Below are 17,482 nucleotides of genomic sequence, written 5' to 3'. Positions count from 1 at the left end.
CAATTTACAAATTATTTCGACTTTTTCACGTGTTTCAAAACCAAAAAATTCTGTGGGTTAATGCCTAATCCCGACACTTTTTTATTCACAAAACGCACCGCCATATCATAAAATAAAGGAACTATGGGAGCTTCTTCCACGATAATGGAATCCATTTTGGTGTAAAGTAATTTTCGTTCATCAATGTTTGAAATGGAAAGCGACTTCACATAAAGACTATCAAAAACTTCGTTTTTAAAGTGCATGTAGTTTGGGCCATTCGGCGTAAAGTTTGGGCTGTAAAAAAGCGAAAGATAGTTTTCGGCATCGGGATAATCTGCAATCCAACTGGCACGGAAAATATCCAGCTCTCCGCTGCTTTTCATCTGCCGAAGCGTGGAAGGGGGCATTACATCTATAGTTACCGCTATCCCCAATTTTTCAAGTTCGCGTTGCACATATTCGCACAAATCTAAATATTGGCTGTTGGTACCGATGGTTATTTCGGGTTTTGCATCTCCTGTTTCAATTTTGTATTGTTCAATTAGTTGCTTTGCTTTTTCTGGCTCATAGCTATAACCGTCAATTTCAGCATAGCCAGGTAATCCTTTTGGAATAAAGCCGTGAATGGCGGGAATCCCCATTCCGTTGCGGAGATATGTTACCATTTTTTCACGATCAAAACCATAATTTATTGCTTGCCGCAAGGTTTTACTTTGAATTTCTGGCGTATTCGTCCCAAGGAAAAAGCCGAGATATTCTGTGTTCAAATACGGACTGGTAATCATATATGCCAAATGTTTGTACTTAGGCTGGAGCTGCCCGTGAGTAGTCAACAATTCATCTTTGTAGCTACCGTCCAGACCTGAAATAAAATCCAATTTTCCCTGTGCGAATTGTAAAAATTCACTCTGTTTGTCGGGCAGAAAGGTGATTGAAACTGCTTCCAAATAAGGCAATCGGTTTCCGCTTTCATCCCTTTCAAAATAAAGCGGGTTTTTTCTAAAAACCAGTTTTACGTTTTCTTCCCACATTTTAAATTGAAAAGGCCCGGTTCCCACTGGATTTCTTCGGAATTCATTCCCATAATATTCCACAGCTTCCTTTGGAACTACCGAACAATAGCGCATAGAAAGTAAACCTAAAAAAGCTGGAAACGGTTGTTTTAGTTGAATGACCAATGTGGTGTCATTTTCCGCTTTATAGCTTTCCACATAATTCATTACCCAACTCCCAGAGGAAGCTACTTTTTCATCGGTCAATCGATCAAAACTATATACAAAATCTTGGGCTACCACCTTTCGCGTATAACGGGTTGGGTTGTGAAGCCCTTTTTGCGCAAACGCTTTGTTTTGGTGAAAGAAAACATCGTTTCTTAAGAAAAAGGTGTAGGTATTTGTGGAATCATTTATAATCCAACTTTTTGCAATATCTGGTTCAATATTTAAGGAATCGTCCAACTGTACTAAGCCATTATATAGTTGATTGTCTGGCCAAATAGCCTGTGGATTTCTTGCAAATGCAGGATCTAGCGTGGGGATGTTTCCGTGTTCGTTGTAGCGGAAAACGAGGTGATCGCGATCTGATTCTTTATCATTTCTACAGGAAAGTAATAATATTGTAGTGCAACATATTGAAATTATTACAATTAGTTTTTTTGAACGCTGCTGCATGTTTTTTCGGGAACCGATTTTTAGTTTGTATTTTTGTGCCCTCGTTTGCCAAAAATACAATAATGGACGCACCAAAAAAAGTCGCTTTTTACACTTTAGGCTGTAAGCTCAACTTCAGTGAAACTTCAACAATAGCTAGAAGTTTTGAGGGAGAGGGTTTTCAGCGTGTTGATTTTTCTGAAAAGGCAGATATATATGTTATTAACACTTGCTCTGTAACAGAAAATGCAGATAAACGTTTTAAGACTATTGTAAAGCAGGCACAGAAAGCAAATTCCAATGCTTTTGTTGCCGCAGTTGGTTGTTATGCACAGTTAAAACCGCAGGAATTGGCAGATGTGGATGGCGTGGATCTGGTTTTGGGCGCAACTGAAAAGTTCAAAATAACCGACTACCTAAATGATCTTACCAAAAATGATTTTGGGGAAGTGCATTCCTGTGAAATTGAAGAAGCCGATTTTTATGTAGGTTCCTATTCCATTGGCGATAGAACACGTGCTTTTTTAAAAGTGCAGGACGGCTGCGATTATAAATGTACTTATTGTACGATTCCGCTGGCCCGCGGAATTTCGCGAAGCGATACTTTGGAAAATGTTTTGAAAAATGCTTTTGAAATTTCGCAGCAGGGAATTAAAGAAATTGTATTAACTGGTGTAAATATTGGCGATTACGGAAAAGGTGAATTCGGAAACAAAAAGCATGAGCATACTTTTCTTGAACTTGTAAAAGCTTTGGACGAAGTGGAAGGTATTGAGCGGCTCCGCATTTCTTCCATAGAACCAAATCTGCTGAAAAATGAAACCATTCATTTTGTTTCAAAATCAAGAACTTTTGTACCACATTTCCACATTCCATTGCAAAGCGGCAGTAATGATATATTGAAATTGATGCGTCGCCGTTATATGCGCGAACTCTATACGGAAAGAGTGGAAAAAATCCGCGAAGTGATGCCGCACGCTTGTATTGGCGTTGACGTTATTGTAGGTTTTCCGGGTGAAACCGATGAACGGTTTTTGGAAACGTACCATTTTTTAAACGAATTGGATATTTCATATTTGCACGTTTTCACCTATTCTGAAAGGGACAATACACCAGCAGCTGAAATGGAAGGCGTTGTGCCAATGAAAGTCCGAAACAAGCGCAGCAAAATGTTGCGTGGTCTTTCGGCAAAAAAGAGAAGGGCATTTTATGAAAGTCAGTTAGGAACTGAAAGAGTCGTTCTTTTTGAAGGTGAAAATAAAGAAGGTTATATTCACGGTTTTACTGAAAATTATGTAAAAGTTAAAGCGCCTTGGAATCCAGAATTGGTAAATACTTTACAAGAAATTATACTTACTGAAATTGATGAAGATGGTTTGGTGCGTTTTAAGGTTTCTGAACCCATTTTGGATTAAATATTAATCCCCACGGGCAATAAATCTTTGTATTTTCTACGGTTTTTTCTCATAAAACCAGCAACTTCGGGGCTCGTTGGCACTAAACTGATGCCGCGTTTCTTTACTTCCTCAAAAACGGCTTTAATAAAAATATCACGAAAACCTTGTTCTTCCAGATCTTCTGGCATTTCATATTTGGTAAGAAAAATTTTTCGATCCTGAAGGGCGTATTCTATTCGAGCCATATTGTCGCCAATTTCAAGTTCAAATTGTCTCAAAAATTCATTATCGGTAATTTCTACATCTTCAATCATTGGGAGTTATTTTTTTAAATACAAGATTTGGTATCTTAAAAAGTTATTTTTAGATACGATACTTTCGGATGTCTGGTTTGTTTTCAAAGCAAATTATGACTGATAGTTATCAGTTGATAAGAAAAGTTTATATAATTCTATCTTTGTATTCGTAAATTTACGAATAATCTTTGGGCTATGCCATATTCTTCACAAAAGACTTATGAATTCTGAAAAAATACATGTCTATTTCGTTCCAGGTTTAGCCGCAGGAAGCGAAATTTTTAGAAATATCAAACTTACTGAAAAATATGAAATACATATTTTGGAATGGTTAATCCCAGAAAAGAATGAAAGCCTGCAGGCTTATGCAAAGCGGATGGCGTTCTGCATAAAAGAAAAGGATGCCATACTTATTGGGGTTTCTTTTGGCGGAGTAGTGGTGCAGGAAATGAATGATTTTTTAAAATTGAAAAAGCTCATAATCATTTCTAGCGTAAAAACTCGGAGTGAGCTTCCCAGACGAATGAAGCTTGCCAGTTTTACAAAAGCTTATAAGCTAATTCCAACTAGTTTGGTTTTGAGTGTGGAAGATTTGACCAAATTCTCGATAGGTCCAAAAACAAAAAAACGTTTATCACTTTATCAACAATATCTGCACGTAAGAGATAAACAGTATTTGGATTGGGCACTTGAAAAAATGATCACTTGGGATCAAAAGGAAAAAATTGAGGGGATTATTCATATTCACGGTGAAAACGACATGGTTTTTCCCATAAAATATATTGATGGTTGCACAGTTATTAAAGGAGGAACACACATTATGATACTCAATAAAGGCAGAAAAATATCAGATAAATTACTTCAAATTTTTGAAGAATAGTCTTGCTTTTACTTATAAAAATAGGTTAATTAAGTATCTTTATTGAAAATTTGAGGATATGAAAACGATTAGTAAAATAGGTTTGGGAGTGGCAGTTTTGGCTATTAGTGCCATCAGTATTCATGCAGTACAGGATGCCCCCACAGATGAAAACTTTGAAAAAAAACTGGTTAATGATTACAATGTTTACGCATTGCCACTGCCAGAGAAAATGGATTTTGCGGGAGAGGCCGTTCCCCTAAACAATCCTGATATTCGTGAGCGAATGGATAGAGAACTATTGGTAAACACATATTGGCAATCCAACGGACTTTTACTTTTTAAGCGTGCGAATAAATATTTTCCACTCATAGAACCTTTGCTTAAAAAGTATGGTTTGCCAGATGATTTTAAATATTTGGCTGTTGCGGAAAGTGGTTTGGAATACACAAGTTCGCCAGTGGGAGCTTCAGGAATTTGGCACTTTATGAAGGGAACCGGATTAGAATATGGGTTAGAAATCAATGATTATGTAGACGAACGCTACAATCTTGATAAAGCAACAATGGTAGCTGCAGAATATTTGAAAAAATCAAAAGAAAAATTTGGGAGTTGGACAATGGCTGCTGCTTCATACAATGCAGGAGTGGGAGGAATGAACAAACAAATAAACAGGCAGAAGGAAACGAGCTATTATGATTTGTTGTTGAATGATGAAACAAGCCGGTATGTTTTTAGGATATTGGCTTTAAAAGAAATAATGACCCACCCGCAGCAATATGGATTTAATTTTAGAGAAAAAGATTTATACACTAACATTCCTACATTCACTGTAAAAGTTGATACGCCAGTTGAAGATTGGGCAGAATGGGTAAAACCTTACGGAATCAATTATAAAATTCTAAAACTTCACAATCCGTGGCTTCGTGATACTTATTTGAAAAATTCCTCTGGAAAAGAGTACTTTATAGAAATACCTGAAAAAGGATATTATCAATAAGAGGATTAGAAAATATAATAAACCCGTAAAACGCTATGTTTTTACGGGTTTTGTTTTGAAGCGAAGTGATCTTTATCATCGTCGCCTAAATTTTTAAGAAGTGAAATTCCGTTTAAAAAAGAGTTGTAGTTCAACTCAAAAGAAATCTCATATTTTTCATTGTATGGATGAAGTACACCTCGCCTCACATCCACAATACGTTTATTTTCATCAATAAAAAACGAAGTGGGGAAACCAAGGCTGTGCTTCATAATCTCTACAATATGATCATTTTTGTTTTCCTTCTCATCCACATAAATAATGTTTATTTTGCTGGAATAATCGCGAGTTGATTTTCGGACATTTTCTTTTGAATCCCAAAATAGAATAACAAAATCTATGTCTTTATAATGTTTTTCGGCAATTTCGTTTAGAGCTGGAATTTCACCTACGCCAGGAGTACACCAAGATGCATAGGTCATTAAAAAGACTGGTTTTTCAAACTTGTAGAGTTCTATTTTTTTCCCAGATAGTTTCCTTACTTTAAAATTATCGAGGTAACTTCCGTTCACAACATTGTTGATCAAGGAATCAAATAGGAATTCTGCACGCTCAAAATCCTGGTTTGCATATGCATTTTGTGAATTTCTCGTGTATTTCTTAATGTTTTTTCCAATCGCCTCCGAAAATAGAGAACCTTGCTCAATCTGTGATTGTGCTGAAAAAGTTATTAATAAGAAAAGATAAAGTAGTTTTCTACCCATAAGCATAAGCTTTGGGCAAAGATACGTTACATGGTTGATTTACAATGCGGTATTCGACAAAAAGCGGTTTAAAATCGATGAACTACAATAAAACAAGAAAGGAACTATTAAATAAAACAGTTTAAAATCTTTTCCCGCCGCGTCCACCGCGACCGAATTGTTGACGGGGTTGCCCCATTTTCTTCATTTGCTGTTTCATCATTTTTATTTGATCGTCCAGCATATTGTGTTTATCAAGGCTTTTGGCTTCGGCCATAAGCTGCTCTGCCTCACGTTTACGGTTTTTAGTCATTGCAATTCCGGCAAGGTTCAATTTGGTCATTGCCATATCTGCAGACATATTCAAACCCAGTTTTTCGGCTTTCTTGAAATATTTTTCAGCCTCAACCATATTGGTTTGTGAAATCATCAACCCGTTCAAGTAGTTGTAGTAGCCTTCTTGTTTTGGAACCAATGAAGCCTTGGGGTTTCCTATTTTGTCAAGCCATTTTTTTGCCCCTGGAAAATCTTGCTTTCTAAGGCGAAGAAAAGCAAGTAAAATTATTTCATTCTTAAAATAAAGGAAGACAAATACCAAAGAAAGTAAAATCAGCATAATTCCATTGCCGATATTTGTTTCTGTAAATTGCCAAACGGCTGCTCCAATTACTAAAGCTGTTAAAACTAGTTTTATATTTTTATTGAACATTTTTCATTTTTAAACTGGCCTGCAAAGGTATAAAAACTAAATGCTTTATGGAAGATTTTCCATTTCAGAAGTGGAAAATATTTCACATAAAAGAAGGGGTTTTAAATAATATCATAGATTGTAATTTTGTGGTAATTGTTATGTCCAAAAAAATTATAGATATTTTTCAAAAAAGGTTTGCCTAAGTGAAAACTTGTTGTATTTTTGCACCCGACTTTTGAGGTAGTACCCAAAGGTTCTTAAAAAGGATATTACAGAAGTTAAAGCATACTATAATGAGCAAAAGAACATTTCAGCCATCAAAAAGAAAAAGAAGAAACAAACACGGTTTTAGAGAGCGTATGGCTTCTGTAAACGGAAGAAAAGTATTGGCTGCCCGCAGAGCGAAAGGTAGAAAGAGACTTTCTGTATCTTCTGAATCCCGTCACAAAAAATAATGTTGATAAATTTTATATAAAAGGTGTTGTTTAACTAAGCAACACCTTTTTTTTATACCCTAATGCGTCGTAATTTTGCGACACCGAAAAAGTAAAAAAAATGCCTAAAAACCCTTCAATTAAATCAGTTCTAATTATTGGCTCAGGCCCTATTGTTATTGGCCAAGCATGTGAGTTTGACTATTCCGGATCACAATCACTACGTTCTTTGCGTGAAGATGGAATAGAAACCATTTTGATTAACAGTAACCCAGCAACCATTATGACCGATCCTTCTATGGCCGATCATATTTACCTGTTACCGCTTACCACAAAATCTATTGTAAAAATATTGAAGGAGCATCCGCAGATTGATGCTGTATTGCCAACAATGGGTGGACAAACAGCGTTAAACCTATGTATTGAAGCAGATGAAAAAGGAATTTGGAAAGATTTCGGGGTCAAGTTGATAGGTGTAGATATTGACGCAATAAACATTACTGAAGATCGCGAAAAGTTTAGGAAATTGATGGAAGAAATAGGTGTTGGTATGGCTCCTCAGGCTACCGCAAATTCTTACCTTCAAGGAAAAGAAATAGCTCAGGAATTCGGGTTTCCTTTGGTTATTAGAGCATCCTATACTTTGGGAGGCGCCGGTGCTTCTATTGTTTATAAAGAAGAAGATTTTGATGAATTATTATCACATGGACTGGAAATTTCCCCAATTCACGAAGTGATGATAGACAAGGCGATGATGGGCTGGAAGGAATATGAACTTGAATTGCTTCGCGATAATAACGATAACGTTGTTATTATCTGTACCATTGAAAATATGGATCCAATGGGAATCCATACTGGAGATTCTATAACCGTTGCACCTGCAATGACGCTAAATGATCGCACTTTCCAAAGAATGCGTGATATGGCCATTCTAATGATGCGCAGTATTGGTGATTTTGCGGGTGGTTGTAATGTTCAGTTTGCTGTAAGTCCAGACGAAGATGAAGAAATTATCGCTATTGAAATTAACCCACGTGTTTCACGTTCTTCCGCTTTGGCATCAAAAGCAACTGGTTATCCAATTGCAAAAATCGCTACAAAATTGGCTATTGGCTATAGGTTGGACGAATTGAACAACCAAATAACAAAATCAACTTCGGCTTTGTTTGAACCAACTTTGGATTACGTAATCGTAAAAATCCCACGTTGGAATTTTGATAAATTTGAAGGGTCTGATAGAACTTTAGGACTTCAAATGAAATCCGTTGGAGAAGTAATGGGCATAGGCCGTTCTTTTCAAGAAGCATTACATAAAGCCACACAATCTCTTGAAATTAAACGAAATGGAATTGGCGCGGACGGAAAAAGTTATACCAATTACGAACAGATTCTCGACAAGCTGAAAAATGCAAGTTGGGACCGGGTTTTCGTAATTTATGATGCAATCCAGATTGGCATTCCGCTAAGCAGAATCCACGAAATAACAAAAATTGATATGTGGTTTCTTCGCCAATATGAAGAGTTATTTCTTTTGGAAAAGGAAATTTCAAAATTTACTTTGGAAACCCTTCCGAGGGAATTATTGTTGGAAGCAAAACAAAAAGGCTACGGTGACCGACAGATTGCGCATATGCTGAAATGTTTGGAAAGCCAAGTGTATAAAAAACGCGAGGAAATGAACATCCAGCGCGTTTATAAATTGGTTGATACCTGCGCTGCGGAATTTAAGGCGGAAACACCTTATTACTATTCCACTTTTGAAAATGAAATGCAGCTTGAAGGCCAAAAACCGTATTCAGAAAACGATAGTATTGTTACCGAAAAGAAAAAAATTATTGTCCTAGGTTCTGGCCCAAATAGAATAGGGCAGGGCATCGAGTTTGATTATTGCTGCGTTCACGGCGTTCTAGCTGCTGCGGAATGTGGTTACGAAACCATAATGATTAACTGTAATCCCGAAACCGTTTCCACAGACTTTGACGTTGCAGACAAACTTTATTTTGAACCTGTTTTTTGGGAACATATTTACGACATCATCCGTCATGAAAAGCCCGAAGGCGTTATCGTTCAGTTGGGTGGTCAAACAGCTTTAAAACTTGCTGAAAAGCTTGATAGGTACGGAATAAAAATTATCGGTACAACATACAAATCGTTAGATCTTGCCGAAGATCGCGGGAGTTTCTCCACACTTTTGAAAGAAAACAATATTCCTTATCCAGAATTTGGTGTGGCTGAAACTACGGAAGAAGCCTTGGCACTTGCCGACCAATTGGATTTTCCGCTTTTAATTCGTCCTTCCTATGTTTTGGGTGGCCAAGGAATGAAAATCGTGATCAATAAAAAGGAATTGGAAGAACACGTTGTTGATTTACTTCGTAAAATTCCGAATAACAAATTGTTGCTAGATCATTATTTGGATGGTGCAATTGAAGCCGAAGCCGACGCAATCTGTGATGGAGAAAATGTTTACATCATTGGAATAATGGAACATATTGAACCTTGCGGAATCCATTCGGGAGATTCAAATGCTACGTTGCCACCTTTCAATATTGGCGAATTTGTGATGCAACAAATAAAAGATCACACTTTTAAAATTGCAAAAGCGCTGAAAACCGTTGGATTGATAAATATCCAATTCGCCATAAAAGACGATATGGTTTATATAATTGAAGCCAATCCCCGAGCTTCCCGTACGGTTCCTTTTATTGCGAAAGCTTATGGAGAGCCTTATGTGAACTACGCTACAAAAGTAATGTTGGGTCATAATAAAGTGACCGATTTCAACTTTAAGCCGAAGTTGGAAGGGTTTGCAATCAAACAACCAGTATTTAGTTTCAATAAATTCCCGAACGTAAACAAACAATTGGGTCCGGAAATGAAAAGTACCGGCGAAAGTATATTGTTTATTGATAGTTTAAAGGATGATGCCTTTTACGATTTATACGCAAGAAGGAAAATGTATTTGAGCAAATAAAATGATGATGCCACTTTTAAATGGATTTTTTATTTTTTTTTCGTAAATTAGATTGTAAACCTACTTAACCATTCATTTATGAAAAAAATTACTTTGTTCTTATTTTTTATTACAATGAACATTCTCACTGCGCAGAATGTTGTTGAAATTGCTTGGGGACAAGGGGTTAATGAATCTGTGGCCAGTCCAACAATTGAAGTGGGAGATACAGTGCTTTGGACTTGGGCTGATGCTTCACAAAAAAGTGTAACCAGTATTCCGAATGGAACTGAAATATTTGATAGTGGAACTTTAAAAGGGGTAAATACTGATTTTTCATTTACATTTTTAAAAACAGGCGTTACCGAATATCAAAATGATTCTCATCCATCAATGCATGGTAAGGTTACGGTGGTTAGCAAGCTTTCTACAGAGGAAAAATTTATAAAAAATCTTAATTTCTATCCCAATCCAGTAAAGAATGAACTGACCATATCTTCGATTTTTAAAATTGACAGTTACGAAATTTATAATGTTTTGGGAACCTTGGTTTCAGAAGGAAAAGGATCGGGTGTTCTAACTCAAGTTGATATGAGTAGATTGAACAGCGGATTATACTTCGTAAAAGTTACTTCAAAAAATATGCAAACCACTTTGAAAATTGCTAAAAAATAGTTTTTAAAGCTAATCTAATTTATAGCCTTTATAAGCTAAAATTACGTTGTATTTCTTTAATTCATGTAAATGTTTTTCTACTTCAAAGTTGGTTTCGTGGAATTTTCCTTGTTTTTTTAAAGCCAAACGCGAAGCGCTTTTCAAAAACCGTCTTATTTCTATTTTTGAATCTAAGATTAATCCGGGTACTTTCATTCCATTGCCGTTCTCATCTTTTGCAACCATTGTAAAATAAGAAGAATTGCAATGTTTTATTGCTCCCGTATTAATATTTTCGGCCTCAACACGAATTCCGACAATCATTGAGGTATTGCCCACATAATTTACAGAAGCTCTTAGGGTCACCAATTCGCCAACTTCAATTGGTTTTAAGAAGTTTACGGTATCTACAGAGGCAGTAATGCAATAGTGTTTACTGTGCTTTGCTGCACAAGCAAAAGCAATTTGGTCCATGAGAGACAAAATATAGCCACCGTGAATTTTACCGCCAAAATTTGCATGAGATGGTAACATCAATTCTGAAATAGTCACTTGCGATTCTTCAATATGTTTATGAATATCGCTCATTTAATATTTTTTTATGTGGGGAGAGTTTTCTTGCTCTACAGCTGTTATAAAATACTTGGTTTCACCCCAAATTGCAAAAGTAGCAAAGCGCTCTATATAGTCCACTTTTACATAACTGCCTTGGTATTCTTTTAATTTTTCAATCACTTCTTCATCTTGATCCAATACGGAAAACGAAAAAATTTGTGCGCCGCTTATGCCTTGGCTTATTTCCCCTTCCCAAGTTTTAATAACTACTCCGCGATGGCTAAACTTAATTAGCTCTCCCGCTCTAGTTCCTTCGCTGTAGGGTACATAATATACAAATGCGAAGTAAAGCAGATAGAGTGCCAAAAGACTTCCGAGTATAATGAAGAGGACTTTTTTCATTCAATAAAAATAGTCAAATAGTTCACCATTTCTATAAAAAGTTATAACCAGCAATCAAAGAAAATGACTGATAAGATGAACTTACGTTCAGGTAGTTGGAAATATTTCTAGGGGAATGGTAATTAGCCTCTAAACTGTATTTATTTTTAAATTTGAATCCAAAACCTAGAGCTAAGGCGGCATCAGCCTTTATATCCAAATCATAGCTATCTTCATTGCTTGATTCTATTTTTGAGTCCAACACAGAAGCATCAATAAGAACTGCCGCATTTACATATAAAGCAGATTTTTTGTTTAAAAACATATAATAGCGCGCACCAATGGGGAGTTCCACAGAGTTATATTCTACAGTAATTAGCGTTGTCTTTTTTATAGTGAAAAAATCCACATAAACTACTTCTTTTTCAGCATTGTAATTTCTATAGGTTGGCTCAATGAATATTGCCCATTTGCCATTGTTGAAAGGGAGAATATATTCCGCTTCCAATCCAATTCTAAATCCAGTTTTGCTGTCAAAATTTATTTTTTCATCTCCAGCTTTTAAGACAGAGGCAGCGCCGAAAGTTACTCCGGGCCGCAGACTCAAATTAAATCCATACTCATAATCCTTATTCTTATAAGTCACCGCTTCTGAACCTATACAGGCATTGTAATTTTTAAAACTACTTATAAGGCTGGATTGTTTATATTCTAATTTATCAAAATTTGGATTTTGGGATTTTGAACAAACAAAATCTGTGGCAAGCTGCTGTTTGTATCTATTGTTTTTTGCAATCTCTTTATTAGATGTTATATAACGTTTATAGATAAGTTGTTCAATCTTGCCGTCATTCATTTTATAGAAAAAACGATTGTTAGTCTCTTTAAGCGTGTAGTAGAGCGATGCATTGCCTTCTACTAGTACTTTCAAAAAGAGACTTTCTTCTTTAAAAATAGGATTTCTGTCCTCTGTTAAGTTACCAACTTTATCACTGGATTGTTCAACTGGCAATGTTGCTGCTATATATTTAAAATTTTCAGAGGAGCCAAATTCTTTTACGTTCAGAACACTTCCAATTTTAACTTCTGAATTCTCGTCAATTTTATATTCAAAATTTCGAGGTCCTCCCTTCCAATCTTCGTTTTTAATCAAACAATTGGTTGTTGTTCCGTTTGTAAAAGTGATATAACCCGGCTCAAAAGAAGTTTGTGAAAAAGCATTAAAGCCTGTTGCTAAAATAGTTAGGAGAAGTAATTTAAATCTCATTATAGTATATATTGCTAAGTTTATAATCGGCAATATAGAAAAAACAGAAGAATATCTTAATTTTTAGTAAGATTGTTTTCATCAGTATTTTTCAATAGTTTTTGATCTATATTTTTGCTGGTAATTGCACCAAGTTTTCGCAATTTTTCAACCCTTTTCACAAGGTTTCCTTTTCCTTCAAGCTTAATTAAAGCATTGTCAAAAGAACCTTGAACCGTTCCCAATTGTCTTTTAATTTTGTTTAGCTCTTCCAATAGTCCAACAAAGGAATCATAAAGCCTACCAGCTTCTGTGGCAATTTCGAGGGTGTTTTTCTTTTGGTTATCATTTTCCCAAAGATTTTCTACCAATCGCAATGCCGCCAAAAGCGTAGAAGGTGTTACTATCATAACTTTTCTTTTGAAAGCTTCTTGATACAGATTTTTCTGGTTTGCAACAGCTATGGCAAAAGCAGGCTCAATGGGCACGAACATAAAAATGGTATCTGGGCTCTCGTTTATGGCGTGATAATATTTTTTTTCGCTAAGGGTAAGTATGTGTTTTTTTATGGAATCGATATGTTTTTTTAGATAAAGGCTTTTCAGGTTTTCATCATCTTCGGAAACATAACGTTCAAAATCAGTCAACGAAACCTTGCTGTCTATAATCATCTTCTTGCCGTCTGGCAGATGAATAATAACGTCGGTTTGCAGTCTGCCACCATCAGGATTGTCGTGGCTATCCTGAATGGTATATTCGCGTCCTTTTTCCAATCCTGACTCTTCCAAAACTCGCGATAAAATCATTTCGCCCCAATTTCCCTGGATCTTTGAATCGCCTTTTAATGCTTTGGTTAAGTTATCTGCCTCTTGGCTTATTTTAATATTCTGCTCGTTCAAATATTGCAATTGCTTGCCAAGTTCGGCGTGTGTTCTCACAAAATCTATATTGTTCTTTCCAACTTTTTCTTCAAAATCCTTAATTTTTTGGTTTAAAGGTTTTAGAATTCCCTCAATATTTTCTTTGTTTGATTCGGTGAATTTCGCTGTTTTATCAATCAAAATTTTATCGGCCAAAATCGAAAACTTGTCCTCAAAATCCTTTTCAAAATTTTTGAACCGCTCTTTTTCCTTTTCAAGTTCAGCATACAATGAATTATATTCAGCACTTTGCTTTGAAAGTTGAATGTTTAAATGTTCTTTCTCATCTCTTATCTTTTCTTTTTCAGCTGTTAAAATATTGTACCGCTCGTCTAGTTTTTCTATTTGAAATTGGGCATTTTCAAGCCGTTCCTCTAGTTTGCTGGTTTCGGTTTTGTTTTTTAATCGGGAAATTAAATTGCCTATAAATGCTCCAATTAATAGACAGATTGCAGCAAGTAAAAGGAATAGAAAAGTTTCGTTCATTGCAATAAGTTTTTATTTAAATATATTTATTTCCTAATGGTAAAACGCCCGGTTTTTCCATCAAAATCTATGGTTTCTTTAGGAAAAAGCGCATCAAATCTTCTAGCTTCAATCAGCTTGCAGGGTTCGCCAAAGTAAGTTTCGTTTTTGGCCATCACCAACATTTTGTCCGTGAGCTGAATTGCCAAATCAATTTCGTGCGTTGAAAAGAAGATGGTTTTGCGTGTTTCTGTAGCTAGCTTTTTCAGCAGTTTCAGTACATAAGCACGATGATAAATATCTAAATGGGTTGTAGGCTCATCCAAAATTATAATTGGCGTGTCCTGTGCCAACGCTCTTGCAATTGCAACACGCTGCATTTGACCGTCGCTTAGTTCAAAACACTTTCGGTGGGCTAGGGAAGTGGTCTCGGTAGCTTCCAAAGCAAAATGTATAGCTTTTTGGTCTTCATCGGAAAGTGAACCGATCCAGTTTGTATAAGGTTGTCTTCCCAAAGAAATCATTTCCAGAACAGAAAGATTTTTGGAAGCTGGAGCTTCAGTCAAAACCACACTCAATTGTGTTGCCAGTTGAAAGGATGAATATTCCTTTATTTTTTTTTCGTTTAAAAAAACTTCACCGCTTAATGGATTTTGCATTCCAGTCAGCGTACGCAATAGTGTAGATTTTCCAATTCCGTTTGCGCCCACAAGTCCCACTAACTCACCTTTCACAATAGAAAAATTAATTTTTTGTGCAATAACGGAATCAACCTTTTTATTGGAATAACCCACAGATAAGTCTTGGGTTTCTAAAATGATATGTCTTTCTTCTGAAGCCATTAAAAGAAAAGTTTGCGTTTTCTGACCAACAACCAGATTACAACTGGAGCGCCAACTAATGATGTAATTGCATTTATTGGCAATGTATATTCACTGAACGGCAACTGCGCTACAGTATCACAAATTAACATAAGCAAACTGCCACAAAGTAACACAGCGGGTAATAAAACCAAATGGTTTGAGGTTTTGTAAAATTGCCTTACCAAATGTGGCACAGCCAAACCAACAAAGGCAATTGGGCCGACAAAAGCCGTAATGCTTCCCGCCAGAATGCTGGTTGCAAGAATGATTATAAAAGTGGTCCGTTTTATGTGAAGTCCCATACTTTTGGCATAATTTTCTCCTAAAAGTAATGCGTTCAATGATTTACTGCTGAAAACACTTAGTGCCAAGCCCGCCAAAAAGCAAATTCCCAAAATTAAAACACCTTGCCAGGATTGATTTCCCAGACTTCCGAAAGACCAAAAAATGTATTGTTGCAGTTGTTCCGCATTGCTGAAATAGGATAGGACTGAAACCACTGCAGTTGTTACACTGCCAAACATCAAGCCGATTATCAAAATAGCCATCGTGTCTTTTATTCTGAAGGTTATAGCCAAAACTGCTAAAAGGACCAAAAAACTGCCCAAGGCAGAGGCAATTACCAAGCTCCATTGGCTTAAAAGCATTGTTCCAAAAAATCCTCCAAATGCACTTGCGCCCAAAATTAAAATGGCAACGCCTAGACTTGCGCCACTGCTCAACCCCAAAACGAAAGGTCCCGCCAATGGATTTCTAAAAAGTGTTTGCATCAATAAGCCTGAAATGGCCAATCCGCCGCCTGCTAACATTGCCGTAATGGCTTTCGGCAGCCTGTAATCAATCAAAATGTATTGCCAAGTTTCTTTAGATGCACCTTTCCCAATAAATGCTGAAAAAATTTCTTTTAGTGGAATGGAAACTGAACCTACACTCAAATTAACCAAAAACACAGCAATCAGCACCAAAGAAAGCCCTGCAAATTGAAGTCGGTATGTTTGCGAAGTTTGCATTATTGCAATTTATCAAAAAAGTAAAGTTCGTGATTGGAAAATAATTCCGGGTGAAGTATTTTTATGAGATCTTTTAATACTAAGTCTGGTCTGTTTGGAGCCAATTCAAAATAAATTATGCCTCCGGTTTTACCTTTTTTTAGACTATAGGAATATACATTTCCAGATTTAAAAGCCGCAAATTGGGCATAGGCGTTGTTTGCATTTTTCATTTCGTCTAAAGTGGTGAATTGTCCTGGTCCAATCCAAACTTCGGCTTCGTTACCTTTTTCCAAAACTGACTCTAAACTTAGGGATAAACTTCCCGTTCCTTGCTCGTCTTTCCAAAGATAATTGCCGTTGGCATCAATAATAAACTTTGCTCCCCAACTGTCGCCTTGCGGCATATACCACACGTCCTTATACATTGCGCCGCTTATTACTGTTGGTGTGCTTTTAGCTTTAGATGCAATTTTTTTTGCTAGAAAATATTCTGATTCAATAGATTGAAAAATACTGTCAGCTACTTTTTCTTTGTCGAAAAGTACTCCGAAAAATTTTATCCATTCTGCTTTACCCAACGGTGATGTTTCCGTCCAATCTGAATTGTATAGCACTGGAATTCCAGTTTTTTCAATAGTTGCGAAGGTTGAGTTATTGCCGTCAATTGCAAATCCTATAACCGCATCGGGCGCTAAATCAATTAATATTTCAGTGTTTATGTCTTCATTTTTGCCGAGCTCTTTAATTTTACCTTCAGAAATTCTTTGTCGCGTTTTTTCGGAAGAAATATAATCCAGACCCGGAAACCCTACCAATGCTTCGGTTTTTCCCAACATTTCCAAAGAAGGAATATGTGTGGTTGAAGTGACTACAATTCGTTTTAAAGGAACTTCAACAACGGCATCATAGCTTTCACGATTTGGAAGGGAAGTATTTTTTTTTACCAAAGCATATTTAAAAGTCTTGCTGGTTCCTGGCCAGGGATTTTTTAGCGTGATAGTTTTGTAACCTTCAAAAGAATTGATTTCAAAGCCTTTTGCGTATTTAATTTCCAACGATTCTTTTTGAAGGATTCTAGTTTCTTCGGGGTGGTTGGAGTTATTGTTTTTGCAGGAAACTAAAACAGAGAAAAAAATAAAAAGTAAAACCATTTTTTGCATCCTCAAAAATAATGGTTTTGTTTGGGTGAGCTAGTATTTAAATTCTATTTTTGCAATGAATTTTGGTGAGTGAATTTCCACAATGGAAAACGCTCTTAAAAGGGAATTCGGTTAAAAACCGAAGCTGTTCCCGCAACTGTGAGTCGTCCCGAGTTATTTTCGGGCGTGCAACTTCAAAACCACTGTTCGCTTTTGCGGATGGGAAGGTAGCACAAAAGACAAGCCAGGAGACCTGCCAGATTTATAACATAAAATCATCAAAC

At 36.3% G+C, this 17,482-nt stretch carries 17 protein-coding genes and 1 riboswitch; of the genes, 6 read left to right on the top strand and 11 right to left on the bottom strand.

The genetic code is table 11. The annotated features are described in order from the left end of the window. Window positions 1-11: 11 nt before the first annotated feature. On the bottom strand, window positions 12-1,652 hold the full coding sequence (locus tag Q2U82_RS14925) for an ABC transporter substrate-binding protein (protein ID WP_410005607.1): 1,641 nt from the start codon (window positions 1,650-1,652) through the stop codon (window positions 12-14). Between the two features lie 62 nt (window positions 1,653-1,714). Here Q2U82_RS14925 and mtaB point away from each other — a divergent pair, with 62 nt between their 5' ends. Continuing rightward, window positions 1,715-3,046, top strand: coding sequence for a tRNA (N(6)-L-threonylcarbamoyladenosine(37)-C(2))-methylthiotransferase MtaB (mtaB, locus tag Q2U82_RS14920; protein ID WP_410005606.1), 1,332 nt, complete (start codon window positions 1,715-1,717; stop codon window positions 3,044-3,046). On the opposite strand, the gene Q2U82_RS14915 is transcribed toward mtaB, so the two are convergent. After that, on the bottom strand, window positions 3,043-3,342 hold the full coding sequence (locus tag Q2U82_RS14915) for a GNAT family N-acetyltransferase (RefSeq protein WP_410005605.1): 300 nt from the start codon (window positions 3,340-3,342) through the stop codon (window positions 3,043-3,045). The two genes, mtaB and Q2U82_RS14915, sit on opposite strands and share 4 nt — an antisense overlap. 202 nt (window positions 3,343-3,544) lie before the next feature. Here Q2U82_RS14915 and Q2U82_RS14910 point away from each other — a divergent pair, with 202 nt between their 5' ends. Continuing rightward, on the top strand, window positions 3,545-4,204 hold the full coding sequence (locus Q2U82_RS14910) for an alpha/beta fold hydrolase (protein WP_410005604.1): 660 nt from the start codon (window positions 3,545-3,547) through the stop codon (window positions 4,202-4,204). Between the two features lie 58 nt (window positions 4,205-4,262). Beyond that, the gene (locus tag Q2U82_RS14905; RefSeq protein ID WP_410005603.1) at window positions 4,263-5,183 is read left to right on the top strand and encodes a lytic transglycosylase domain-containing protein; all 921 of its coding nucleotides are present in this window, start codon (window positions 4,263-4,265) and stop codon (window positions 5,181-5,183) included. A gap of 41 nt (window positions 5,184-5,224) precedes the next feature. Here Q2U82_RS14905 and Q2U82_RS14900 read toward each other — a convergent pair whose 3' ends face one another. Together Q2U82_RS14900 and Q2U82_RS14895 are read right to left on the bottom strand one after the other, a co-directional pair. Further along, window positions 5,225-5,926 (bottom strand): TlpA family protein disulfide reductase, encoded by a 702-nt coding sequence (locus Q2U82_RS14900; RefSeq protein ID WP_410005602.1) that lies wholly within the window; start codon window positions 5,924-5,926, stop codon window positions 5,225-5,227. Window positions 5,927-6,047: 121 nt separating this feature from the next. Beyond that, window positions 6,048-6,614, bottom strand: a complete 567-nt coding sequence (locus Q2U82_RS14895) for a DUF2892 domain-containing protein (RefSeq protein ID WP_410005601.1) — start codon at window positions 6,612-6,614, stop codon at window positions 6,048-6,050. 275 nt (window positions 6,615-6,889) lie between these two features. Between Q2U82_RS14895 and rpmH the strand changes: the two genes are divergently transcribed. The 3 genes from rpmH (at window position 6,890) to Q2U82_RS14880 (ending at window position 10,658) form a co-directional block, all read left to right on the top strand. Next, window positions 6,890-7,051 carry a 50S ribosomal protein L34 gene (rpmH, locus tag Q2U82_RS14890; protein WP_202336350.1) on the top strand — a complete coding sequence of 54 codons (162 nt, stop codon included), beginning with the start codon at window positions 6,890-6,892 and terminating at the stop codon, window positions 7,049-7,051. Window positions 7,052-7,151: 100 nt separating this feature from the next. Further along, on the top strand, window positions 7,152-10,004 hold the full coding sequence (carB, locus tag Q2U82_RS14885; RefSeq protein WP_410005600.1) for a carbamoyl-phosphate synthase large subunit: 2,853 nt from the start codon (window positions 7,152-7,154) through the stop codon (window positions 10,002-10,004). 78 nt (window positions 10,005-10,082) lie between these two features. Further along, complete coding sequence (locus Q2U82_RS14880) at window positions 10,083-10,658, top strand: T9SS type A sorting domain-containing protein (RefSeq protein ID WP_410005599.1); 576 nt, start codon at window positions 10,083-10,085, stop codon at window positions 10,656-10,658. 9 nt (window positions 10,659-10,667) lie between these two features. Here the strand turns inward: Q2U82_RS14880 and Q2U82_RS14875 are convergent, their stop codons facing one another. Genes Q2U82_RS14875 through Q2U82_RS14845 form a run of 7 tightly spaced genes read right to left on the bottom strand, consistent with a single transcriptional unit; the run spans window position 10,668 to window position 17,210 of the window. After that, window positions 10,668-11,225, bottom strand: coding sequence for an acyl-CoA thioesterase (locus tag Q2U82_RS14875; protein ID WP_410005598.1), 558 nt, complete (start codon window positions 11,223-11,225; stop codon window positions 10,668-10,670). Next, on the bottom strand, window positions 11,226-11,594 hold the full coding sequence (locus Q2U82_RS14870) for a 6-phosphogluconate dehydrogenase (protein WP_410005597.1): 369 nt from the start codon (window positions 11,592-11,594) through the stop codon (window positions 11,226-11,228). Between the two features lie 31 nt (window positions 11,595-11,625). Next, the gene (locus tag Q2U82_RS14865) at window positions 11,626-12,840 is read right to left on the bottom strand and encodes an outer membrane beta-barrel protein (RefSeq protein WP_410005596.1); all 1,215 of its coding nucleotides are present in this window, start codon (window positions 12,838-12,840) and stop codon (window positions 11,626-11,628) included. Between the two features lie 56 nt (window positions 12,841-12,896). After that, complete coding sequence (gene rmuC, locus Q2U82_RS14860) at window positions 12,897-14,225, bottom strand: DNA recombination protein RmuC (protein ID WP_410005595.1); 1,329 nt, start codon at window positions 14,223-14,225, stop codon at window positions 12,897-12,899. Between the two features lie 26 nt (window positions 14,226-14,251). Next, on the bottom strand, window positions 14,252-15,046 hold the full coding sequence (locus tag Q2U82_RS14855; RefSeq protein ID WP_410005594.1) for an ABC transporter ATP-binding protein: 795 nt from the start codon (window positions 15,044-15,046) through the stop codon (window positions 14,252-14,254). Continuing rightward, complete coding sequence (locus tag Q2U82_RS14850) at window positions 15,046-16,077, bottom strand: FecCD family ABC transporter permease (protein ID WP_410005593.1); 1,032 nt, start codon at window positions 16,075-16,077, stop codon at window positions 15,046-15,048. Before Q2U82_RS14850 ends, Q2U82_RS14855 begins: the two co-directional genes overlap by 1 nt. Further along, window positions 16,077-17,210: an ABC transporter substrate-binding protein gene (locus tag Q2U82_RS14845; RefSeq protein ID WP_410005592.1), complete on the bottom strand. Its 1,134-nt coding sequence runs from the start codon at window positions 17,208-17,210 to the stop codon at window positions 16,077-16,079. The genes Q2U82_RS14850 and Q2U82_RS14845 overlap by 1 nt, the downstream gene beginning before the upstream one ends. A gap of 55 nt (window positions 17,211-17,265) precedes the next feature. After that, window positions 17,266-17,474, top strand: a riboswitch (cobalamin riboswitch). Window positions 17,475-17,482: the final 8 nt, after the last annotated feature.

Source organism: Aequorivita nionensis (assembly GCF_046352995.1).
Classification (GTDB): Bacteria; Bacteroidota; Bacteroidia; order Flavobacteriales; family Flavobacteriaceae; genus Aequorivita; species Aequorivita nionensis.
Note: the sequence above shows the minus strand (reverse complement) of the source record. Positions and strands in the feature narration are given on the sequence as shown.